Source organism: Bacillus sp. P14.5 (genome assembly GCF_003316765.1).
In the GTDB taxonomy this organism is placed as follows: Bacteria; Bacillota; Bacilli; order Bacillales; family Bacillaceae_B; genus Rossellomorea.
Window position 1 is genome coordinate 32,545 of record NZ_NIJF01000089.1, and the last position, 22,521, is coordinate 55,065.

The following is a 22,521-nucleotide window of genomic DNA, read 5'->3' on the forward strand; positions in this document are numbered from 1 at the left end:
GCGATGGACATGAAGGAAACTATTTACATAAGAAATGCACTATTTGGACTGGGGGTTTTTGTTTTATTGTTTGGCGGGTGGATACTCACTATACAAGGGGAGATACGGACCCTGGGAGTAAGTGCAATGGCAGCGTCAGCCATTGTGTTCACATTGTTAATGCAGATTCTGGCACTCAGGGGAACTGAAGGGCTTCAGCGAAGGTTCATCGGGCTGCTCTTCCTGGCAACCATTATCTATGCAGCTGCTGAAGTAGTCTGGCTTTATGAAGAAACGGTGTCAGGCGGTCTCGATTCTGTGCCGATTTGGAGCAACGTCCTATACATATTGAACCTCCTGTTGATCATCGGGGCTTTTTCCTTATTGACGTTTGCCATAAAAAATCGATATCAGGTTGTCTATTTTGCCATAGATATTTTGATCATCTATTTTTCTATCACTGCTATTCTATGGGTTTATTGGTTTCACCCTTTATATGAAGAAGCTGGTGTCACGTATGGGCTTGGGATCACATCGTTTATTTACCCCGCTCTCGAACTGCTTTTGCTATTTGCCTTGTCAGCGACCATGTTTCTGAAAAAGTACTTTTTCCCAATGAAGGCCATGCTTTTACTCACCATTTCCATAGCCTTGTTCTTGATAAGTGACAGTATACATTTATTTGCTTTATATTATGGAAGATTTGAGCCGGGCAGCCTCCTGGAAGTATTGTGGAGTTCGGCGATCATTCTGCAGGGGATAGCGGCGTTCGAATTGCTATTGAAAAAATCAACCTTCCGCAGGGGAGAAAACACCTTCAACTATAATGCAGGCTCGTACCCTTTGGCAAGAAGCGTTGTCAATATCGGAAGCATACTCACCCTGTTCCTGATATTCAGCATGAGTCAGGATCTGACAGCGGGTGCAGGGCTGCTGATCATCATATTCCTTGTCTATTCCAGACAGCTTCTGGCAAGCTCCCAGTTGAATCAATTGACTATATCCTATCAAAATCTGGCCAGGGACCTTGAGACTCAAGTAGATAAACGGACGGAGGAGTTAAGCAGGAAGAATGCTGAACTTGAAAAGTCGTCCTCCAAACTGAAGTATATGGCTCTCCATGATCAGCTCACGGATATATGGAACCGGCGGGCATTGGAGGGGAGGCTGAAGACTTTGTTCGAACAGTCTCTCGAGGAGGAGGAGAAGGTTGAATTTGCTGTGATCTTCATTGATATCGATAGATTTAAAGAAATCAATGACAGGCTTGGCCACTCATACGGTGACGAACTGCTGATTGAATTTACCCGGAGAGTGAAAAGGGAATTTCCTCCGGAGGCCTTTATTGCAAGGCAGTCAGGTGATGAGTTTGTGGTCATTTTGGAAGGGACCAAGTCGAAGGAAGAGATTGAAATTCTCATCCAGAAGTTTTTTGAGGCCAACCAAAAAGGCTATTCGATTTATGGGGAAAAGGTAAACATCACCTTCAGTCTTGGTGCATCATTCTTTCCGGATGACAGCAGGAATGCGAACGAACTTCTTCAGGCAGCCGATATGGCGATGTATGCAGCTAAGCAGCAAGGGAAAAATAATTACCAATTCCATTAAAGCACGGGTTTATGGCATTTTCCAAATGTTTAAGGTGCTTAATTCATTCATTTGGAATATAATGATGTTATCGATCTTTAGGGAGTGTGAACGATGAATAGAAAACTGATCTTGGCGGTTCTATTATCTTTTGCGTTCCTGACTAACAGTGTAGGAGTGCCCCATGTCCCGGTAAAAGCAGTTCATGAAGCCTCCATTATAGAACAGTTAGCTTATGAAAAATTGCTTCCTGGAGAAAATCCTGATCTTGGAAAAAGTGCCTTTTATCCTTTTGCCAGTTTCATAGCAGGAATTTTGACAGTGCTATGCCTGCTGTCCCACGGGAATTTCCGCACCACTGCCGGCTATAGAATCCGCCTGCTGCTGATACCTGTTTTCTACGGGGCTAATTACGTAAAGCCTTTCTCATTGAATCATCAATTAGCAAATTGATATTCAAGGAGGGAGAAATATGTGGATCAGATTTATCATGATGGGAGTCTTTTCGTTTACCGCGCTTACACTTCTATCTTATCAAGCGATTGAAATCTACCATGCGTTAATTGACTTTTATCAACAAAAATAATACTGTTTCTAAGAGTGTAAAGACTCAGTCTGTCTTTGCACTCTTTTTATCTTTTATTAAATTTCTTCTTAACCAGGTGCATATATACTTAAATTGCAAATCAATAAAATCAAGCTGGGTGACTAAAAAATGAACTACTTTTCCAACAGGCCATTTGGTTCATCGAATGAAATTATGCCAAATGCAGACATCTATCATAATCAGTCTCAACAACCCGATAGCAAAGAAGACGCCTTTTATTTTCAGGTGATTGAGCAGGATGGAATACACCTGAATGAATCTCAAATGAAAGCCGTCAGACATCTGAAAGGTCCATGCCTGACGCTTGCTGGGGCAGGTTCCGGAAAAACTTCGGTCCTCGTGGCCAGGACCGGGTATCTTTTGCAGGTAGAAGGGGTTTCTCCTGAGAAAATACTGCTTTTGACTTTCTCAAAGAAAGCGTCAATGGAAATGAAGCAAAGGGTTTCGGGGCTGCCTGGGATTAGCCGGCATGAAGCGAATAGAATACAAGCCGGCACCTTTCACTCTTTTTTCTTATTTCTCTTGAGGAGCAGGGGGGTCACACAGGAAATTCTCGGTAATGATAGATTCAAGCACATCATATTAAAACAGATTCAGAGAAAATTAGGTATTCAGGACCCTTATCAGCCGGAGACACTGTTATCCACACTTTCGAGCCTTAAGATAGGGATGAAGTCTGTGCAGGGAATGCCAGAGAAAACGGCTGGGGAAAAAGAGATTAAAAAGATTCTATCCAGTTATGAGGAATGGAAGAATAGCAATCACAAAATGGATTTCGATGATATTCTCGTTAAAGCGTATGAATTGCTTCATGGTGATTCAGTTCTTCTCGAAGCCTTGCAAAACAGATTTCAATATATCATGGTGGACGAATTTCAAGATACAAACTGGCTGCAATATGAGCTGATCAAAATGATTGCAGGCAGGTCGCAAAATCTTTTTGTCGTTGGGGATGATGACCAGACGATTTATTCATTTAACGGTGCTGATCATTCATTTATCCTTGATTTTGATAAAGAATATCCGGATGCGGCGGTGATTACATTGGATGTCAATTACCGGTCGAACAGCTACATAGTCGGACTCGGAAATGAAGTGATCAGGATGAACCGCTTCAGGAGAGAGAAGGCTCTTCAAGCTGTCAATGAAGAACAAATGAAACCAAAATACAGCCGTCCCTCTAATTCCGATGAAGAAGCTGAATGGACCATCTCCCAAATCAAAAGAATGATTGAGCAAGGAGATACTGCCTACAAGGACATTGCCATCTTACATAGGACAATCAGCAGCAGCCGTGCCATCTTTGAACGGTTAGTCATCGAGGAAATTCCGTTCTTTTCATATAATCTCGGCGATCAGCATTTCTATGATCAATGGATCGTAAAACCTTTAGTCGATCATTTGAGACTTTCTCTTGTTCCCCGGAATTTACCGGCAATAGAAGGCATCCTTTCCACCCTCTATATCAACAGAGAGGCCGGAATGAAAATGATCGCCAGTCAGGAGGAAACAGCCAGAAAGAAGTATCCGCTCATCCATTTGACTAAAATGGAACAGTTAAAAGAGTTCCAGAAAGATAAAGTGAAAGAAAGAATAAAGCTCATCAAGGATCTTTCCGCAGAGCCGCCGGCAGCAGCCATCAAACGTTTGAGGAAAGTTTTTTATGATACCTTCATGGATACCAACGAACGCTTTTCAGTCACTGAACATAAAGAGGCAATCAAAGAAACATTATCAGAGCTTGAAGCATCGGCTGCCCGGTTTCAAACTATTACTGCTTTTATCTCGTTTATAGACAGCATGACGGAGAAACATGAAAAGATGCAGAAAGAGGATCAGAAAATGAATTCGGATGCCGTTTCGCTGATGACAATCCACCGTGCAAAAGGCTTGGAGTTTCCAGCTGTCTTTGTTATCGGTGCAAGTGAAGGAAATCTTCCTCATTCCTCTGCCCTCAATGCGGATAAACTGGAAGATAAAATTCAGCAGAATGGGAAAAAGAAGGACCTGCTTGCACTCGAAGAAGAGAGAAGGCTTATGTATGTCGCCATCACACGAGCCAAAAATGAGCTGTTCATTAGTTCCCCCGCCTACTATCAGGGTGAAAAGCGAGAAATTTCAAGGTTCCTCACTGATGTATTTTCAGTGGAAAAGCAGGAAAAAGAAATAAACAAGCCTAAAAGGGAGCTCCTAATGATAAAGGTTGCTGCCTGGATTTGCAGCAATGACAACTGTATTGCCTGGTCCAGGATCAAGACAGAGGCCGAACAAAATATAAAAAGAAAAGTGTGTCCGCTTTGCGAGACGAGAATGATTAAAGGTGAAAAAAAGGTAAGCGGATAAATGGATCGACACTCAGTGAGAGGGAGCTGGGTGTTTTTTTCATGCTCTTTCTAAAAGATTGTTTCTATACTAATTTACCCTTTTCCCTCTATTTAGGGGATCTTCGCTGCAGGCGTACGAGCCCCTAAATAGAGGGAAGAATTCCCCTTATTTAATAAATATCACTAAAAATAGCTTAATATAGAGGGAGAAATTCCCCTTATTTGACTCAAATCACTAGAAAGCAGGTGCTTTTTCTTTATATAAGGGGAAAAATTCCCTCTATTCACCTGCAAAATGAGTTTCAATCTGCAATTAACGGGAAAATCTCCCCTTATTTTTTCCGCTAGCCCGCCGGGGTCAAATACCCCTAAGAGAATTATGGTAAAAACCGTCTCTTCTTGAGAACATTTGCTTGCCGGTGTTAAGCAAGGCGCTCATGCTTTTAGTCTTGAAAAGGGTTTTTGGTATCAAGTAGGGAATTCTTTTATATACTCTCTATGTAAAAAAAAGGAGGTGAAGGAATGGATTTATTTTCTATCATTAGAATGCTTCATATTATTGGCGGTTTTACAGCCCTATTGACCTTTTGGGTTCCTGTTGTCACAAGGAAAGGCGGCAGAATTCATAAAATATCCGGTTGGGTTTATGTTTGGGGAATGATTATTGTGGCGATATCGGCACTTTACATGGGACTTTACCGGCTCTTTGATCCTGCAAGTAGCAGTGAAGTCATTTCCTTCTCCATATTTTTAATTTATATCTCCATTCTAAGCGGGTCTACAGCTTATTATGGAATCAGGGTATTAAGATTTAAAGGAAGAAAAGCTGTACATAAACAGGTGGTGGATCTGGGCTTTCCTCTGCTGCTGCTTATTTTTTCAGGAGCTGTGAGTGTATATGGATTTCTGCAGAACTTTCAGCTTCTGGCATGGTTTCCGTTCTTGGGGATTTTCCTCAGCGGCACACAGTTAAAGTATTGGCTCAGAAAACCTGATCGGAAACTGCATTGGTGGTTTGAACATCTTGGGGGCATGCTGGGCTGTTCGATCGCCACCATAACTGCTTTCACCGTGTTTGGTGCACCAAGATTAATGAATATCGAATCGGTCAGTATCCTCCTTTGGTTCCTGCCGACCATTATCCTTACACCTGCCATCATTGGGTTTTCTATTTATTATGATCGGAAATTTAATAAGAAGAAAGTAATTGCAGCGTAACAAAAAGACAGCGTCAAAGCTGGACGCTGTCTTTTCCTATGTCTTTTTCACATACATTGATGTTTTCGGAAAAATCCCAAGAGCCCGATTTTCCTAACGAAAATCATATTAATAACAAAAAAGTTACGAAAGAGCCTTTTCTATTTATCCTGAGATTCTGAGGGATTTTCTTCCTCCGGTATAGGGTCAATCGTGGAACTGTCTGAAACATTTAAAGTGCTTTTAAGAAAGTATACAAAAAATCCGCCAATCAAGAGCAGGACTACGGAAAGGCCGATCAATACAAATAAATCCAATAGGTTCTCCTCCTTCTTACAATGTCCTATAGCTAATCTATGAAGGAGAATATCCATATAGACCTTAAGAAGAATTCGGTAGAATCGGACCATTTTTAGAAAAAACAAACAAAAAATAGAACATATGTTCCTTGTTGTGTTAAAATAATGCTATAGTATACATGCCAGGCGGGCAGCGGCCGCTCCCTTTCTTGAGGGGAGGTGAGTCACTGTAATGGTAGAAGTAGCTGACGTTCTTCAAATCATGATTGCGTTTGGAACCCTGACAGTAGCAATAGTCGCAGTCAACCAAAAAAGAAGTAACCCACCCGCATGGCTTCCAACCTGGGTAGGTTACTTCCGTATCTAAAAATATGAGCTGCTGTTTCCTGCAGTGTATGCTTGCATGAGGGTTCTGGTGGCAGCCGGAACTCTCATGTCTTCCATTATTCTTATAGTTATAATTATACCCAATATCTCATCATGAAGTAAAGGAACTTGCGAGATGAAATAGCAATAATTTCCCTGGGTTAACGGTCAATGAGAACCGCCCTTACCGGACAGCCGTCCCCCTCTTCCACGGACAGGGGAAATGCTGAAAGTTCATAAGTTTTTGGCTCAACCCCATCCAGAATGATTCCCTCTAGAATCCCGATGCCGTTTGACTGCAGCGAGCGGTGTGCCGGGAGGTCTTTACTGTTTAATGGATCAACGGAAGGGACATCCACTCCGATCAAGTCGATTCCTTTTGCTTTAAGGATTGGACCGGCGCTTTCCCGAAGGTAGGTAATCTTATCAGGAAAGGCGTTTCTATCTTCCCAGCTGCCGGTACGGATCAATAATTTCGTGATCCCTTCCAAATTCAGGCTTTCTAAATCTTCTGCGCCAATAGATTCCTTCCCAGTGAGATCAACCACCAGAGCTTTTCCGAAATAGTTGTCCAGAGGAAGTTCGGCAACTCTCCTGCCATTATCATCAAAATGAAAGGGAGCGTCAATGTGTGTTCCAGTGTGCGCACTGAACGATATTTTCCCTACGTTGACAGAGCCGGTTTCTTCCTTTGACCAGTTCAAGGAAAAGGAGAAAGGAGTGTCTCCTGGCCATACGGGAGTAGAGCTGTTTAGCCTTTGTGATATATCAATAAGTTTCAATTTTATTCCTCCTATGCCACAACATTGCGGCCCTTCTCAAATTGTTTGTACTGTTCTTCATTCATGATGGTCTCTAAAATATCTATGGTTTTCCAGACGTCCTGAAAGGAGCTGTATAGAGCGACAGGAGCAAGCCTGATTACGTTGGGAGCCCTGAAATCAGGGACGACTCCGTTTTGTTTCAAAGCTTTACAGATCCGGGCAGCTTCATTATGCTGCAAGCAAACATGGCCGCCGCGTGCCTGGTCTTCCTTAGGATTTGAAATTGTGAAGCCGTAATCGGACAATCTTTCTTTAATGAGTCTCATTAGATAAGCTGTCAGTTTCAGTGATTTGTTCCTCACATTTTCAATGCCGGCTTCTTCAAAGATTTCCAGTGAACCAAGAAGAGGGGCAAGGCTGAAAATATGGGGAGTCCCAATTTGGAATGCCCCCGCTGTCTCGGCGTGTGCTAAAGTGTGTTCCATATCAAATTGTTTTTCTTTTTTCGAACCGAACCAGCCTGCCAGCCCCGGCTTCTTGCCTAAATGATTTTCATGGACAAACAGCCCGCCGACTCCTCCTGGTCCGCTGTTCAAATATTTATAATTGCACCATACTGCAAAATCGATATTCCAGTCATGCAGTTCATGAGGAATGGCTCCGATACTGTGCGCTAAATCGAAGCCAATGAGGATGCCTCTCTTGTGCGCCTCTTCTGTCAAAAGCTTCATATCCAGAAGCTGGCCTGAACGATACATTACGGAAGGAAGGAGGATAAGAGCAATTTCATCAGTCATCGCCTCTATGATATCTTCTTCTTTAATAGTCAGCCCGTCCCTGCTTTTAACTTGAATCAATTCTTGATCAGGGTCGTAGCCTTTTAGCTCAAGCTGGCTTTTAATCGCATAGATATCCGAGGGAAAGGTCAGCTCATCTGCAAGTATCTTGGTTCTGGAACCTGCCGGCTGATAAAAAGTCGAGATTAATTGATGGAGATTGGTGGTGATCGATCCTGTCACTATAGTCTCCTCTTCTTTGCTTCCGATAAGGGGAGCAGTCATCTTTCCCAGTTTTTCAGAGTAATAGAACCATGGCTGATTGCCATCCATCCACCCGTCTATTCCGTGCTGTTTCCAATCTTCCAATGAAGTCAGCAGCGATTTTTCAGCTCTCTTGGAAAGAAGGCCAAGTGAGTTTCCGTCCATATAGTACCAATCATCTTTTATGTAAAATTCTTCTTTAAAATGAGACAAGCCGTCTTTTTTGTCCAATTCAATAGCATGTTCTTCTCTTATACTGAAATCCATTAAGATCCCGCCTTTTCAGTTATATATATAAATGGTAATCGAAATAGATGGAATAGTAAAATTATTAAACGGGCTGACTTGATGTATGATCGTTTTGGAGGACAGCACGGGAGTATAATGCTTCACTGAATAAAACTGATCCAACCAGGGGCTGTAATCCAGCAATATGGTGCTCCTCCAAAACGGACAGCCCTCTTGATGGTTCCCGTCCTCTTAAAAACAGGATTTTCCCATCCGCCCTAGAATAGGTATAAAAAGAGTACATTTAAAGGAGGCATCCTTGTGAGTAAACTTTTAAGGGGCCATCATCTCCTGTGTGTCCATGGATTTAAAGGTATGGGATACAGCCCATCCTTTGTAGAAAAGATGAAGGAGATTGTGGGGGATATGAGAGATCCAGAGAAAGATTTTGATATAAGGGTCATCGCCGGATTTGATGACGCCTGTTCCGCGTGCCCTCATAGAGGGGAAACATTGTGCAGCGGAAGTGTGAAGTCGAATAATAAGGTGATGGGATTGGACAGAAGGACGATTGATCACCTTGGTTTGGAGTCAGGAAGAGTTTATAAGAAGTCTTACCTTGTAGAGTTAACAGCCCAAAAGGTGGAGCCGGATGATCTGGACCAAATTTGCGCGGGCTGTTCCTGGCTGGAATACGGGGTGTGCAAGGAAGGCATCGCTCTTCTGAATGAAGAATTAGTACAGAAGTGAGGTGAATTTCAATAAGATATTGCCCGAATTGTGAATGATTTTTCGGGTATCCGGGTCTCCAGGCGGGGACCCGTTTTTATTTTCTAGGTCCGAAAACCCCTGGTTGTGATGGGGGATCCAGCGAGTTTATAGCAGGAATGGAAAATCTCCGTTCATTAGCAGGTTTCTCTAACACTTCTTACCATGCAAGCCGGCGGTTATTAGTGAAGGACATGAATAACCTAAAATAAGCGGAATTTTTCCGGCTAAGCTGCGAAATTGCATTCGATATGGGGTAAATAAGCGGAATTTTTCCGCTTAAGCTAAAGCTGAATTGACCAATTTGGCATCTTTTTAGCAAATAAGCGGAACTTCTCCGCTTAATTTAGCTGTTTCTAATGCTCTTTTTAAAATAAGCGGAATTTCTTCCCTTATTTCATGAACTTTTTTCATTAGGGAAAAATTGCTGATGAAATCAATCAGTGGGCCTTTTAGGCAGAGGCTGGTAAGAGAGGCTTCAAGTCGCAGAGCAAACCACCAGTTCTCACTGGTGATTTTGATTTACTACTAGCAGATTTGAGGCTTACGGGGCAAGAATTTGGCATGGAAAATGCAGGTGACAGAGTGAGCGGTTTCTGGTGTGAACCTTTATAAAAGCTGCAAATTTAATACTGAAGTTAAAATATATATGGCTGCCGATAAGAAACGGCGAACAGAATAACGAATGAAAAAAATCCTAAACCCCTTACCTCCATCATATGATAGGGCATGTACTAATTTCGGAGGTAGAAAAGATGAAATTATTCATTAGGGGAATATCCTTTTTAATAATCACCGCCTTTCTGGGAGAGTGTTTGGAGTTTGTCGTAAATATGATACTTGCAAGGGAACTGGGGGAAAGGGGAATGGGAATCTATATGTCCATTCTTCCTTCTATCTTCCTGATCGCCATCATTGCAAGTCTCGAGCTTCCGGTGTCACTGTCAAAATTCATTGCTGAAAAAGATGTGGTCTATCATCGGAATATCCTATCGCAAGTGTGGAGACTGACAATAATCTTTACTTGTGTTTTTTTGCTGGCAGCTACAATCTTATATTCTGTTTTTCCGTTTCTCGCCGAGTATCATCCAAGTGTGCGGTGGTTGACTCTGCTATTGATTCCGATCATTTCTTTTTCTTCAATAGCAAGAGGGTATTTTATGGGAGTTCATCAGATGGGGAAAATCGCAGCAGCCAATTTCTTGAGGAAGATTGCCCAGCTGCTTCTTTTGGTCGTAGTTTATCAATTGTTTTCCTTTGACACCAATACGGCCATCATTATTGCCCTTTGTACGTTCATAGGCAGTGAAGGGGTGGTGTTTGTCTACTTCATGCAAGCCTATGTGCTTTCGTTCAGGAAGGTAAAAAGTTCTGCAAACAAATATGCTGACAAAGCGGAAGTCGGAAAGGCATTGTTGTCAGTCTCCTTTCCTACAACTGTGCTAAGGATTTTTCACGCTGTTTCTCATGCCATTCAGCCTTTTTTAATCAAGGCTGCCCTTCTTCATGCCGGGATGACGGATGTCATGGCTACAGAACATTTTGGGGTGATGGCGGGTGTTGCCTTAACGATTGGATTTTTTCCTGCGTTTATCGCCCATTCCTTGCTGATTGCTCTTATTCCGATTGTTTCGGAAAAGGTTTCAAAGAATGATATTAAAGGTATACATTCAATACTCAGGCAAGTTGTCTTGATTACGTTAAGTTACGGAGCGCCGGCTGTCATGATCTTTTATTTCTGGGGAGATGAGCTGACTGCACTATTTTTTCATTCTACCTCGGCCGCATATTATTTGAAATTATTGTGGCCATATTTTTTCTTCCATTTTTTTGTGATGCCTCTGCAGGCATTTATGATTGGGTTTGGATTGATAAAGGACGCTTTGTATCATACTATATGGGCAACCATGGTTTCGTTTTCGATCATTTACTTTCTTGGTTCGCTGCCGCAGTTCGGAATGGCGGGGGTCCTGATCGGCATGAATGCAGGTGCTGTCCTGCTAACCCTGCTTCATTACCATACCGTTTGCAGCCGTCTTGGTCTTACTCTATGGTTTAAAAGTTCCATTAGGGTTTAAGGATATTTCCCCTTATGTTTCATGCTGCCTGCCTGGAAATAGAACATCAGGGAAACACATGGTTTTACATACTATAATCGGCAAGATAAAATAAACCTAAATTTTTATCCTATAAGGAGAGGCTAAATGTTTGATTCGATTCTATTCAACTTGATGCTTATTGGCCTGCTGGGCATATTATCACAATGGGCCGCGTGGCGGTTCAGGATGCCTGCGATTGTCATTATGTCCATCGTGGGGCTCCTGGCAGGTCCGTTACTCGGAATCATCCACCCTGAAGAGGATTTCGGGGACTTATTTAAACCTATCATTTCAATAGCTGTTGCAATTATCTTATTTGAGGGAAGCTTAAACTTGGATTTTCGTGAAGTGAAGGGTCTTGGGAGACCGGTTTTCCGGATTGTCACAATAGGCGCCTTCCTTGCCTGGATTCTGGGATCCCTGGCTGCCCATTATGTTGCAGGGCTTTCATGGGCGGTTGCATTCGTCATTGGGGGGCTGTTCATCGTAACAGGACCCACTGTCATCCTGCCGTTGTTAAGGCAGGCAAAATTAAAGCCGCGTCCGGCAGCCATTTTAAAATGGGAAGGGATAGTTGTAGATCCATTTGGAGCCCTTTTGGCGCTTTTCGCTTTTGAATTCATTCTCTTTTTCACCTCAGAAGGAGGAGGGAATGCCCTGGTAATGTTCTTCCTGGCTTCCTTCTTTGCGGTCGTATTCGGCTGGCTGTGCGGCAAGGGAATCGGTTGGATGTTTGAAAAAGGGCATGTCCCTGAATTCTTGAAATCACCCGTCGTTTTTGTGGTGGTTATCGCCTGCTTTACAATTTCTGATGAAATCACCCATGAGACTGGGCTTCTTGCTGTAACGGCAATGGGGATGACTCTTGCCAATATGCACATTTCATCCATAGATGATATGCGCCACTTTAAGGAAAATATATCAGTACTGTTGATTTCTACGATTTTTGTGATGCTGACTGCGTCACTCTCGCTGGAAACTTTAATCGAAATATTCAATTGGAAGATCATTGGATTTGTTCTGTTGATGCTTTTCATTGTCCGTCCATTATCCATTTTTCTTTCAACCATTGGAACGGATCTTTCCTGGCAGGAAAAAACACTTGTCGGCTGGATTGCGCCAAGGGGAATTGTCGCTCTGACTGTTTCCAGTTACTTTGCTTCAATCCTCCTAGAAACTGGGTTTGAAGATGCGGCGGTCCTGACGTCGGTTACGTTTGCGCTTGTATTTGGAACAGTAACCGTCCATGGATTTTCCATCGGGTGGCTTGCGAAGAAGCTTGATCTCGCCATCAATGACAGGCCGGGAGTTCTCCTGATCGGAGGCAGCAGCTTCAATACAGAGCTGGCGAAGACATTCAGGGACCTGAATACTCCAGTTTTGATTGCTGATTCATCGTGGAAAAGGCTTTTCCCAGCCCGAAAAGCCGGAGTCCCTTTTTACAAAGGGGAGATTCTATCGGAACAAACTGATTATCACATGGATTTAACACCATATGAGTACCTGGTAGCGGCAACAGAGATTGATTCTTACAATGCTCTTGTCTGTACCACTTTTGTTCCTTCCATCGGCCGCAATAATTTGTTCCAGCTCAGTTTGAAAGGAAAAAGAAGTGATGATATTGAGGATCTCGTTCATACGATTGGGGGAAGGATACTTTTCCAGGAAAATGCCACATGGGATGAATTGAACAAACGTATCGAACGCGGGGACATCATTAGAAAAACCAACATAACGGAGAAATATCCATTTGAAGAATACCTGTCTGAAAGGGAAGAGCTTACAATCCTTCTATTTGTTTTGAAGCCTTCCGGGAAAATTGAGTTCTTCACGCCGGATGGATCAGCAAAAGCAGAAGCAGGGGACGTGGTCGTCAGTTTGACCCAGCCTTGCAAGGAATTCAACAAGATTCAGGAAAAGCTGGTGGAACAGCGTGAAAAACCGGCTAAGAAGAATGAGAAAAGAAAAGAAAAAGATAATTAGAACAGCAAGCCCACAACAGAAGATTCCTAACCCGTTTTGATGAGGGGGAAAAAGTATCCTTTAACTCTTCAGATAACATAAAGAGTAGCAGACCACATGGTGAAATATGGGGCTGCTATTCTTTTTTTTGTAAGCAAGATCAATGAGTGGTTTATGTTCCATTAACGGAATACCTCACTTTAGTAAATGGAAAACTAAAGTGAGGTGATATTTATGAGAAGAATCAACTTCATCTTCATATTAATGCTGTCATTAACAAATTTAGACACTAATCATTATGCAAATGCAGTAATAAATGAGGCTGACACTAAATTATGCGATACATTTAAATACGCTCTTATAAGCAGTCTTAGAGAACCAGTAGATGAAGCGGTAGCTGAAATTTATAAGGATGATAAAGAAGCTCCAGAAAACCTCGTGTGGGCTTCTTATGATGCTGAAATCCTAAAGGTTAATCAGCTGTATGGGGTTGGGGGGTATATGAGATAACTCTTAAAGTGTACCCCTATTATGATGCACATATGAGTTACGGAGTAGATGAGGTTGTCATTAACACAAATGGTGATCTGATAAGTTACAAACATTTGAAAACATACCCGCTTTATTGACTGAAACTTATCCAGGAGAGGATAAGTTTTTTCTTTTTATGAAGTGTTTTTATAAGGCTGTTTTCGCAAAGATTGTGGCTATTAATAGTGGTGGATTTCCGCTCCAATCCTCCTACGTAAAAATGGGGAGGAGGAAAATTTAGCATTCGTAAGCAACATTCTTTTAGAAAAGAGCCTTTTATAAACTTGGCTAATTATGAAGGATTGGTATCAAAGTAATGGTCAGTACGTCTTAAGAAGGTTAAATGCCCATTTATGTGGAATTTATTAAATAATGAAAGGCATTTAACTTTAAAAAAATGCGGGGGATATGAGATGCAAAAATGCACAAGTTGTGGTGGGAATTCATTTGTAAAAGTACCAGAGTTTGAAAAAGAACTAACTGTCTGTTTGGATTGTGGGGAGGTAGTTTCAATCCGGTTCGTTAACACAAGTATGTTAAAGAAATATAAGAATCGAGATAATCTGCCATCAAAGTAGCCAAATATAATTATCTTTAATGGAGTACCAACGAAGCATCTGATTTTTTTCCTAAACTGCTATTGATTGAAGCGGACATACTAATTAACACCCCTTTTAGCAGCAGTGAATAAATTTATTCATTACTGCTAAAAGGGGTGTTAAATTGGTTGATAATTTGATTTTTTAAGGTTCTTTTCGTATACTTTGTTGCTATTTGTTTCTAATTCCGAAAAAGTAACCATATTAAGAGGGGTAAATCTGGGAACACCGAAAAGAAAAGAGCTACTATCCCCCGATAAAAGATAAAACTCTTAGTATCCGGGGAAAAATCCGGTTCTTGGGATTTTTCCGAAAGCAACAATATAGGCGAAAACAGCCTTTTTTAAAAACCTCATTTTTATTCTGTAAAAGGTTTTAGTTACGTGAATTACTGATTTTTTTCCTGTGCTCTATCAGCCAGCAGCTGTTTCACCTGGTTATAGGATAAGCCGGATTGGGCATTGAGCCTCTTCACCTCATCAACGTCCGTTCCTGATGATGTATACTTTTTCCCATCTTGTCTTTTCATAACTTCACCTCCGTCTCTATATTTTGTACTCACCCAGGAGAAAATAATACAGCTGATTTGGAGATTTCACACGTGATAACCATGCTGAGGCTCAGCGCCTGAGGGTCCGTACCCACTGGAACGGACTTAACACCTCGGGGTCAAATAACCCAAAGAGTAAAAAAGAAAGACAGCCTTTTTTTCTCTATGGAACATTTGCCTGTCGGGGCTGATCAAGGCGCTTCCGCTTTTGAATATTATTTATGTTTATCGCCTCTGAAGAAAATGACAGCTAGAAAGATCAGCACGGCAACTGCATAGCTCAAGGAAGAGAGGACGGGGTGTTCGGATTGGTTATTGACGCCGATTCCAATGGTCGCCCAAACGAATACCAACGGATAAATCCAATCACGCTTACTTATCCTGAAATACACGGCGAGTGCAAGAGAGAAGGCCAGAAGAAAGATCGCCCAAAAGGCTTCTCCAAATCCGAATGCGCCCCACTCAATATAGGTAAGGTAGTAGCTGATGTTTGCGACCGTCGCCACTGAAATCCATCCTATATATACAGAGAACGGAAGCATATCGAAAAAACCTCTGGATAAGGCTTCTGCCCTCCGATAAAGAAGAATCAGTGTACTCAACAGTCCGAGCATTACAATAACCGACAATCCGAAGTAATTGTAATGCCACATGAAGATCCAGGTCGAATTCAAGAGGCAGGTAGCGACGAAGTAAGGACTGAGCGTCCGATAATACTCAGATTCCCGGTTCTTTTTGGGTATCTGCCTGATAACCCAGACCCCAAGCAGCAGGTAAATCACACTCCAAATAGAAAAAACATAACCGGCTGGGGTGAAAAAGACATTCAGCTTATTCGATATTTCACCCGTAGTCTGTCCGTTCAAGGGAAGTGTCACAGCTAAAGCATTCACCACAATGACAAGAATGTATGCAGCAATATTAAGTAAAAGTCTGCCCATAATTAGACCTCCAATATTTCTTTTATACTTCTACTATTCCACGCCCGCCTTTTTAGAAACACGGAAATGTTTTTAAATGGCTGTGTGGAAAAGTTGTTTTCTGGTAAAAAATAAAAGCAAGAAAAGTCGGAAAATGATAAACTGTACATATACATAAGTAGATTACATATTTAAAAGGGGAGAAATTCTAATGGCATACTCTGATGTGTGGGACTTAGATGTATTTTTTGAGGGAGGAAGCGGCTCGCCTCAGTTGAGAGAACACCTGGATACTTTGGAAAAGAAAAAAGCGGTGTTTGCTCAAAATGAAAAAGAATTTAAAGCACCTCAATCAAAAGAAGACAGCCTTCACGTAGCGAACCTGATTGAAGAGGCTAAAGAAATCATGCTTTACCTTCGCCAGGCAGGTGCATTTATTGGATGTCTTGAAGCACAGGATATGAAGGACAGGAAAGCAAATTCGCTCCGCGGTGAACTGACAACGGCCAGCGCTGATTTTCAGGTTTCCTTCAACAGTTTTCAGCAGAAGCTTTCCGATACGCCGGAAAATGTATGGAGTGAGCTTCTTGAAACCGACACTCTTGCGGAGCTGACTTTCGTACTGAACGAATGGCGGGAAAAAGCCAAGGATAAATTATCGAGCGAGGAAGAGGCGCTTATCCAGGCTCTTTCAATTGATGGTTATCATGGATGGGGCCAGATGTATGACACGATAGTGGGAAGCATGGAGATTCCTTATAATGGTGAAATGCTTTCCATCGGCCAGGCGAATAACCTCAGCTCCCATCAGGATGAGAAAGTCAGAAAAGAAATCTTCGAAAGCCTTGAAGAAGCGTGGACGGAAAAGGAAGAGTTATTTGCCAAGACCTTGAATCATCTAGCAGGTTTCCGTTTGAATGTTTACAAAAAGCGGGGCTGGGATGAAGTGCTCAAAGAACCTCTTGAGTATAACCGTATGCAGCAAGACACTCTTGATGCCATGTGGGGAGCCATCACGAAGCATAAAGCACCTTTTGTAAAATATTTGGATCGAAAAGCGAAAATGCTTGGCAAAGAGAAACTTGACTGGCATAACATGGACGCTCCTGTTGCCGAATCCAATTCAACGATGACCTACAACGAGGGAGCAGAGTTTATCCTGAAACATTTTGGACGCTTCGGAAATGAAATGGCGGCGTTCTCCCAAAAAGCGTTCGAAGACAGATGGATTGAAGCGGAAGACCGTGCCGGAAAAAGACCTGGTGGGTTCTGTACATCTTTCCCGCTAAGTGAACAGTCACGCATTTTCATGACATATTCGGGGAGCATGTCCAATGTGGCAACACTAGCACACGAACTAGGGCACGCCTTCCATTCCTATGCCTTAAGACCGATGCACACATTGAACAGGAACTATGCAATGAATGTAGCGGAAACAGCTTCTACTTTTGCAGAAATGATCGTGGCGGATGCCGCGGTGAAGGAAGCGCAGACCAAGGAAGAGAAAATTGCCTTGGTGGAAGATAAGCTCCAAAGAAGTGTGGCGTTTTTCATGAACATCCATGCCCGCTTCCTGTTTGAAACACGGTTCTATGAAGAGCGCAAGAACGGATTAGTATCAGCCGACCGCTTGAATGAGCTTATGACAGAGGCTCAGCAAGAAGCTTTTGCAGGCGGTCTTGAGGAGACACACCCTCATTTCTGGGCATCGAAGCTGCATTTCTATATTTCCGGTGTGCCGTTCTACAACTTCCCGTACACCTTTGGCTATCTATTTTCATTGAGCATCTATGCAAAAGCGCTGGAGTCCGATGGGAACTATGAAGAGAAATACATGGCGCTGCTCAGGGATACTGCTGTAATGTCAGTAGAGGAACTGGCGATGAAACATCTTGGAGAAGACATTACGAAAGAAGCTTTCTGGGAAAAGGGCATCTCTCTTTGCATCAATGACGTTGAAGAGTTTTTAAGCTTGACGGAATAAATCATTCCATAGAGCCTGGTATTTAAAAAACCAACAAATAGAGTCCTTTTTATCACTTCAAATAATATAAAGAATAGCAGGCCAAAACGTAAAATGTTTGGTTCTGCTATTTTTTATTACTTGTTTGTTAAAAGGAGGACTAATCATAAATGAAGTCATTTTAATTTCAAAATGGCTCTTTTCGCTAAGATTGTTGCTATTGAGAAGAATGGATTTCCGCTCCAGGCGGACGACTCCGCGGGGCGGGCGGTGAGCCTCCTCGAGAGGAAGGTTCCGTTCCAGTGGGTACGGAACCCGGGTCTCACCTGTCCCGCTAGTCCCGCAGGAGATCGTAGGCCTTCCGCTCCAATCCTCCTACGTAAAGGTTGATTAAAGATTATTTTTCTGGATACTATGATTTTTATCTCAAAAAGGGAAAGCAGCTCATTTATTTAAACTTACTTTACCAGAATATTTTCTTTTGAAAATGGCGTTATCTTACAAAGTTCATATAAAATAATAGCAACAAAGTTTACGAAAAGAGCCTTAAAAATAAACCGGATTTTATAGTAAGGAGAGTTGTATGGTGGAAGGGTTTATGGATTTCACATTACAATATTTTGATGTTTTTCTTATTGCTGTTTTGATTGTACTTACAACACTTGTGTTGAGTATATTCATAAAAAGGAAACGAATTCTGATCATGGCGATTGCTTTATTGGTTTTGGGAGCTTCTCTTACCGTTCAACAATCTAAATATACAACTTTTTTAGAACTCTATGATAAAACCCTTAAGGAAGAAAGCGTCATTGAAGCAATTAATATTCGCGTGTATGACCCCTCAAACGACTTCTTAGAACCAAAGGCGAGTAAATCCATTGAAGATCAGGATACGATTGAAAGCATTATCGATGATCTTTCAAAAATAGACCTTAAAAAAGAAGAGGGTATGTCCCGGGATTCTTATAAATATCATGTGGAAATTATAGTGAAGAATCAAGCAGACGAGGATCGTTTTCTCACTAGAGTGATTGATATAAAACTAGATGAAAATGCCCTTAATGACTATAAGATCATCAGCAGTACAAATCATTTGAAAACATTAAAAGCTATTTTTGCAGGCGAGGATGCTTCTTAGATATTATTCAATAATTTTTCACTAAAGGTGAATTATTGGCAGCCGAATCGGATTAGTGTGTTGTTAAAAATCAAATTCCAGTCCTCCTTTAGTTCAGACCTGACATCCTGTACAATTAACAATGACAAATTAAATTGATATTAAGGAGGGAGAAATTTTGGCAAGAACAAACTCACAAGAAAAATTATCAAAAGAACAAACTGAAGAATTACTAAAAGGATTACAGACCCGTTTTGAGAAAAACATGAACCGTCATGAGGGAATTCAGTGGGATGAGGTGCAAGAGAAGCTGTATTCTGTTCCTGAAAAACTATGGTCGCTCAATGAAATGGAAAAGACTGGTGGCGAACCGGATGTGGTGGGTTTTAATGAAGAAAGCGGCGAGTATGTCTTTGTCGATTGCTCTGCAGAAAGTCCCAAGGGCCGCAGAAGTGTGTGTTACGACCGGAAAGCATTAGAGTCGAGAAAGAAGTTTAAGCCTGAAAATAATGCGATGGATATGGCAGCTGACATGGGTATAGAAATATTGGATGAAGGGCAATATCGCGCTTTGCAAAAACTCGGGAAATTCGATACCAAAACATCGAGCTGGGTGCAGACTCCTGGTGATATCAGAGAGCTCGGAGGCGCCCTTTTCTGCGACTTCCGCTTTGGCCATGTCTTCCTGTATCACAATGGAGCAGATTCCTACTATGCAGCCAGGGGATTCAGGGGATCGTTGAGAGTTTGAGGACTTGGACACATAGCATAAGAAGAGTCAGAGGAATTGCAGCCTGCGATGCCTTTGACTCTTTTTTGTGCTTTTGAGAAATGTTCTGAGAGGCAAAAAGCTGTTGAGGTGTCACTGAGAATAAAATAGGAGAACCCCAATTTTCATGAAAGCAAAAACACTAGTTTAAATTCCTAAATAAATTTACCCTTGTAATTACTTCCATAATAATCCATTCGTCAAAGCCCACACACCCACATCCACCCCTCATAAGCTGTAAGGAATAGCTATGAAGGGTGTGAATCAAGCATGAACCAGGGTAAGTATGTCGGAGTTCTTTTGGCTGCCGGGCTGTTACTTCTATCACTTTTTTCGGGACTGTATATCTATAAAACAGGTTTTCTTGAAGGAAAAGAATCCACCAATGCTTCACCACCGATGAATGGAACCAATAATATTCAAAACAACATTGATAACAATGGCGCGGAGTCTGCAGAAAATAATGTTGAAAATACGATTGATAATCAGGGCGGCGAAGAGGTTCAGAACAATATAACGAACAATATCACCAACAATGTTGAAGTGACAGTGGAAGGTGACGGCGATGTAGTCAATTCTGTCACGAATTCTATCACTAACGGTGTGACAAACGGATCGGGAAACGGTAATGGAAATGGAAACGATGGCGGCAACGGCAATGGCGGTGGTGACGGAAATAACAATGGCGATGGTGAGTCGGGTTTAGCCTGGGGGATTGATACCGCCAGTGCTACTAACGAAGAGTTTAACATGTGTGTACGGGATAACTTTGGAGATCCAGAAGTGGTCGGAAGATATTTAGGAGATAAGGAAGGGGTTTCTGCCGGGTTGACTCAGGAAGAAGTTGAGTTAATAAAATCCAACAATGATGAAATTTTATTGATTCATAACCGCTTCTCAGATGCGACCGGGTTTGAAAATGGAGTTCAAGAAGGAGAAGAAGCCATATCTCTTGCCGAGGAATTGGGAGCACCGGAAGGCACAGCGATTTTTGCTGATATTGAGCCAACCTATCCAGTGAACAGTGACTTCATCAGAGGGTGGTATGATGCATTGTCTTCATCAGCGTATGTCCCTGGAATTTACGGTATTTTCTCAGGGGACACCGATCTTGCTGCCTCCTATAACCAGGCAGTCAGCGGGAATTCCGGTATAAAAGAAGACACCTACCTCTGGACCGCAGCCCCAAATGCCGGAATTACAACAGAAGCAGATGCTCCTGAATACCAGCCTGAGGCACCAGAAGGAGCAGTCGTAATCGGCTGGCAATATGGATTGGACGCACAAGAATGTAATATCGATACAAACCTTTTTGATAACCAGTATACAGATGTGCTTTGGTAAGTGGAAACTCAGGAATTGGGTGTGCTGCAACTAGATGCCCGCTGCTCCCGCAGGAGGTCGTACACCTTCCACTCCAGTCATCATATGGGGAGAAACTGAGAATCTATTATAACCCAACTTTTCTTACTGGCACTTGAACCATCATACAGAACATTTATTCACTAGAGATAAGACTCGTCAATTGACGGGTCTTTTTGCTGACTTTTGAATCATTGTTAAATGTTCAAAAGGCTAACACGGACCTATCCTCACTAAGCCTCAGGTCTTAGTGGAAAATAAAGCTCAGGCTCGTTATGAAGAACCCTGGAAAAAGGTACGATAGAAACAAGAAAACGGAAGAACAAAGCAATATTCGAAATCAGGCTGAACTCTCAGCCATAAGGAGGAAGCAACATGAGGAAATTTGGTTTATTGGTGTTAGGAGGAATCGGAGCTATTGTGCTCCTGGCAAATATGGGTCCGATGATCGGCCTTGCCATCAGCCTCTTGATTCTTTACTACTCATTCAAACAGTTCATGAAGACAGATTCAACTTTTGCCAAAGTGATCTGGGCCATCATCGGGCTTGCGGCACTTAGTGCTTCAGCTTCAAACTTCCCGGCCATCATCGGCTTGGCGGCGATTTATCTGCTATACGTCGTGATCAAGAAGTGGAATGAAGAAAAGCCGGAAGTAAATGAAAGCGATGACCCCTTCACAAATTTTGAAAAAGAATGGGCAAATCTGAAAAACAATTAAGTTGAAGAGAAGAACCTACTTTAAAAAACAAGGAGAGATTTTACAATGGCAAAGTTATTTAACAGACTAAAAAATTCAATTACTTCTGATGTTCACGAAATGCTGGATGAAAAGGAGAAGAAAAATCCGATCTCAATGCTGAACCAGTATCTGCGCCAATGTGAAACGGAAGTGGAGAAGGTAAGAAAGCTGGTTGAGCGCCAGTATTTGTTAAAGCAGGAATTCACGAAAAAATTTGAAGAAACAAGGCAGCTGGCGGATAAAAGGAAGCATCAGGCAGAGATCGCTTCCAACGCCGGTGAAATGGAACTTTACCAGTTTGCAATGAGTGAGCATGAGCACTTTGCAGACAGGTCTGAGAGGCTTCAAACCTCCTTAAAAGAAACAGAAAATGGATTGGGTGAGCTTGAGAGAAAGTATGAAGAAATGAAGCATAAGCTGAAGGACATGTACATTAAACGAATGGAGTTAATGGGGCGTGAAAATATCGCCAGAGCGAACCACCGGATGAACAAGGTGCTTCAATCATCTGAAGGATATTCAGATGCATCATTCTCAAGATTTGAAGAAATGGAAGCCTATCTTGAACGTCTCGAGCATGGGGTGAACACTTCCTATTACCGCAGCAGTATTGATGGAAGAATCGCTCAGCTTGAAAAAGAGATGAAAAAAGAAGAAACTCATTCTATTTCACAGTAAAAACATGGTATTCTAAAAAGGCGCAGGATTCTGCGTCTTTTTGGAAGTCTATTAGAATCCCTGATTAAAAA

General features: G+C 42.1%; 19 protein-coding genes and 1 pseudogene. 15 read left to right on the forward strand and 5 right to left on the reverse strand.

Features of this window, described 5'->3' with window-relative positions; genetic code table 11:
• The first annotated feature begins 9 nt into the window (after positions 1 to 9).
• The 4 genes from B9Z54_RS16985 (at position 10) to B9Z54_RS17000 (ending at position 5,715) form a co-directional block, all read left to right on the forward strand.
• Positions 10 to 1,587: a GGDEF domain-containing protein gene (locus B9Z54_RS16985; RefSeq protein ID WP_162785272.1), complete on the forward strand. Its 1,578-nt coding sequence runs from the start codon at positions 10 to 12 to the stop codon at positions 1,585 to 1,587.
• Between the two features lie 93 nt (positions 1,588 to 1,680).
• Complete coding sequence (locus B9Z54_RS16990) at positions 1,681 to 2,019, forward strand: hypothetical protein (protein WP_113929603.1); 339 nt, start codon at positions 1,681 to 1,683, stop codon at positions 2,017 to 2,019.
• 262 nt (positions 2,020 to 2,281) lie between these two features.
• On the forward strand, positions 2,282 to 4,516 hold the full coding sequence (locus B9Z54_RS16995; protein ID WP_113929605.1) for a UvrD-helicase domain-containing protein: 2,235 nt from the start codon (positions 2,282 to 2,284) through the stop codon (positions 4,514 to 4,516).
• 503 nt (positions 4,517 to 5,019) lie between these two features.
• The gene (locus B9Z54_RS17000) at positions 5,020 to 5,715 is read left to right on the forward strand and encodes a DUF2306 domain-containing protein (protein WP_113929607.1); all 696 of its coding nucleotides are present in this window, start codon (positions 5,020 to 5,022) and stop codon (positions 5,713 to 5,715) included.
• A 140-nt stretch (positions 5,716 to 5,855) separates the two neighbouring features.
• Here B9Z54_RS17000 and B9Z54_RS25310 read toward each other — a convergent pair whose 3' ends face one another.
• Positions 5,856 to 6,011 (reverse strand): hypothetical protein, encoded by a 156-nt coding sequence (locus tag B9Z54_RS25310; protein ID WP_187444347.1) that lies wholly within the window; start codon positions 6,009 to 6,011, stop codon positions 5,856 to 5,858.
• A 214-nt stretch (positions 6,012 to 6,225) separates the two neighbouring features.
• Here B9Z54_RS25310 and B9Z54_RS26720 point away from each other — a divergent pair, with 214 nt between their 5' ends.
• The gene (locus B9Z54_RS26720; protein WP_481747802.1) at positions 6,226 to 6,360 is read left to right on the forward strand and encodes a putative holin-like toxin; all 135 of its coding nucleotides are present in this window, start codon (positions 6,226 to 6,228) and stop codon (positions 6,358 to 6,360) included.
• A gap of 160 nt (positions 6,361 to 6,520) precedes the next feature.
• Here the strand turns inward: B9Z54_RS26720 and kynB are convergent, their stop codons facing one another.
• A complete protein-coding gene (kynB, locus tag B9Z54_RS17005; protein WP_113929608.1) occupies positions 6,521 to 7,141 on the reverse strand; it encodes an arylformamidase in 621 nt (206 codons plus the stop codon).
• Positions 7,142 to 7,152: 11 nt separating this feature from the next.
• Positions 7,153 to 8,430 (reverse strand): kynureninase, encoded by a 1,278-nt coding sequence (gene kynU, locus B9Z54_RS17010; RefSeq protein WP_113929609.1) that lies wholly within the window; start codon positions 8,428 to 8,430, stop codon positions 7,153 to 7,155.
• Positions 8,431 to 8,766: 336 nt separating this feature from the next.
• Between kynU and B9Z54_RS17020 the strand changes: the two genes are divergently transcribed.
• The 4 genes and pseudogenes from B9Z54_RS17020 (at position 8,767) to B9Z54_RS17035 (ending at position 13,849) form a co-directional block, all read left to right on the forward strand.
• Positions 8,767 to 9,141, forward strand: coding sequence for a DUF1284 domain-containing protein (locus tag B9Z54_RS17020; protein ID WP_113929698.1), 375 nt, complete (start codon positions 8,767 to 8,769; stop codon positions 9,139 to 9,141).
• Positions 9,142 to 9,914: 773 nt separating this feature from the next.
• Positions 9,915 to 11,237 carry an oligosaccharide flippase family protein gene (locus B9Z54_RS17025; RefSeq protein WP_113929611.1) on the forward strand — a complete coding sequence of 441 codons (1,323 nt, stop codon included), beginning with the start codon at positions 9,915 to 9,917 and terminating at the stop codon, positions 11,235 to 11,237.
• 126 nt (positions 11,238 to 11,363) lie between these two features.
• Complete coding sequence (locus B9Z54_RS17030) at positions 11,364 to 13,241, forward strand: cation:proton antiporter (RefSeq protein WP_113929612.1); 1,878 nt, start codon at positions 11,364 to 11,366, stop codon at positions 13,239 to 13,241.
• A gap of 243 nt (positions 13,242 to 13,484) precedes the next feature.
• Positions 13,485 to 13,849: pseudogene (locus B9Z54_RS17035) on the forward strand (DUF3888 domain-containing protein).
• 889 nt (positions 13,850 to 14,738) lie between these two features.
• Here the strand turns inward: B9Z54_RS17035 and B9Z54_RS25315 are convergent.
• A complete protein-coding gene (locus B9Z54_RS25315; protein ID WP_187444348.1) occupies positions 14,739 to 14,879 on the reverse strand; it encodes a hypothetical protein in 141 nt (46 codons plus the stop codon).
• A gap of 236 nt (positions 14,880 to 15,115) precedes the next feature.
• Positions 15,116 to 15,841 carry a tryptophan-rich sensory protein gene (locus B9Z54_RS17040; RefSeq protein WP_113929613.1) on the reverse strand — a complete coding sequence of 242 codons (726 nt, stop codon included), beginning with the start codon at positions 15,839 to 15,841 and terminating at the stop codon, positions 15,116 to 15,118.
• Positions 15,842 to 16,031: 190 nt separating this feature from the next.
• On the opposite strand from B9Z54_RS17040, the gene B9Z54_RS17045 reads away from it, so the two are divergent.
• The 6 genes from B9Z54_RS17045 to B9Z54_RS17075 all read left to right on the forward strand — a co-directional run bounded on the left by B9Z54_RS17045 (position 16,032) and on the right by B9Z54_RS17075 (position 22,450).
• On the forward strand, positions 16,032 to 17,804 hold the full coding sequence (locus tag B9Z54_RS17045; RefSeq protein WP_113929614.1) for a M3 family oligoendopeptidase: 1,773 nt from the start codon (positions 16,032 to 16,034) through the stop codon (positions 17,802 to 17,804).
• 565 nt (positions 17,805 to 18,369) lie between these two features.
• Positions 18,370 to 18,921, forward strand: a complete 552-nt coding sequence (locus B9Z54_RS17055; RefSeq protein ID WP_162785273.1) for a hypothetical protein — start codon at positions 18,370 to 18,372, stop codon at positions 18,919 to 18,921.
• A 157-nt stretch (positions 18,922 to 19,078) separates the two neighbouring features.
• On the forward strand, positions 19,079 to 19,651 hold the full coding sequence (locus B9Z54_RS17060; RefSeq protein ID WP_240189988.1) for a DUF4256 domain-containing protein: 573 nt from the start codon (positions 19,079 to 19,081) through the stop codon (positions 19,649 to 19,651).
• Between the two features lie 288 nt (positions 19,652 to 19,939).
• Positions 19,940 to 21,013 (forward strand): glycoside hydrolase domain-containing protein, encoded by a 1,074-nt coding sequence (locus B9Z54_RS25850; protein ID WP_240189989.1) that lies wholly within the window; start codon positions 19,940 to 19,942, stop codon positions 21,011 to 21,013.
• Between the two features lie 393 nt (positions 21,014 to 21,406).
• Entirely contained in the window at positions 21,407 to 21,751 is a 345-nt protein-coding gene (locus tag B9Z54_RS17070; protein ID WP_113929616.1) for a lmo0954 family membrane protein, read from the forward strand.
• Positions 21,752 to 21,796: 45 nt separating this feature from the next.
• Positions 21,797 to 22,450: a PspA/IM30 family protein gene (locus B9Z54_RS17075; RefSeq protein WP_113929617.1), complete on the forward strand. Its 654-nt coding sequence runs from the start codon at positions 21,797 to 21,799 to the stop codon at positions 22,448 to 22,450.
• Positions 22,451 to 22,521 lie beyond the last annotated feature (71 nt).

What these genes read in the sequence shown, in the direction of transcription:
- B9Z54_RS16985 (WP_162785272.1), top strand. Translation starts at nt 10, where the DNA reads ATGAAGGAAACTATTTACATAAGAAATGCACTATTTGGACTGGGGGTT.
- B9Z54_RS16990 (WP_113929603.1), top strand. Translation starts at nt 1,681, where the DNA reads ATGAATAGAAAACTGATCTTGGCGGTTCTATTATCTTTTGCGTTCCTG.
- B9Z54_RS16995 (WP_113929605.1), top strand. Translation starts at nt 2,282, where the DNA reads ATGAACTACTTTTCCAACAGGCCATTTGGTTCATCGAATGAAATTATG.
- B9Z54_RS17000 (WP_113929607.1), top strand. Translation starts at nt 5,020, where the DNA reads ATGGATTTATTTTCTATCATTAGAATGCTTCATATTATTGGCGGTTTT.
- B9Z54_RS26720 (WP_481747802.1), top strand. Translation starts at nt 6,226, where the DNA reads ATGGTAGAAGTAGCTGACGTTCTTCAAATCATGATTGCGTTTGGAACC.
- kynU (WP_113929609.1), bottom strand. Translation starts at nt 8,430, where the DNA reads ATGGATTTCAGTATAAGAGAAGAACATGCTATTGAATTGGACAAAAAA.
- B9Z54_RS17020 (WP_113929698.1), top strand. Translation starts at nt 8,767, where the DNA reads ATGGGATACAGCCCATCCTTTGTAGAAAAGATGAAGGAGATTGTGGGG.
- B9Z54_RS17025 (WP_113929611.1), top strand. Translation starts at nt 9,915, where the DNA reads ATGAAATTATTCATTAGGGGAATATCCTTTTTAATAATCACCGCCTTT.
- B9Z54_RS17030 (WP_113929612.1), top strand. Translation starts at nt 11,364, where the DNA reads ATGTTTGATTCGATTCTATTCAACTTGATGCTTATTGGCCTGCTGGGC.
- B9Z54_RS25315 (WP_187444348.1), bottom strand. Translation starts at nt 14,879, where the DNA reads ATGAAAAGACAAGATGGGAAAAAGTATACATCATCAGGAACGGACGTT.
- B9Z54_RS17040 (WP_113929613.1), bottom strand. Translation starts at nt 15,841, where the DNA reads ATGGGCAGACTTTTACTTAATATTGCTGCATACATTCTTGTCATTGTG.
- B9Z54_RS17045 (WP_113929614.1), top strand. Translation starts at nt 16,032, where the DNA reads ATGGCATACTCTGATGTGTGGGACTTAGATGTATTTTTTGAGGGAGGA.
- B9Z54_RS25850 (WP_240189989.1), top strand. Translation starts at nt 19,940, where the DNA reads ATGAACCAGGGTAAGTATGTCGGAGTTCTTTTGGCTGCCGGGCTGTTA.
- B9Z54_RS17070 (WP_113929616.1), top strand. Translation starts at nt 21,407, where the DNA reads ATGAGGAAATTTGGTTTATTGGTGTTAGGAGGAATCGGAGCTATTGTG.
- B9Z54_RS17075 (WP_113929617.1), top strand. Translation starts at nt 21,797, where the DNA reads ATGGCAAAGTTATTTAACAGACTAAAAAATTCAATTACTTCTGATGTT.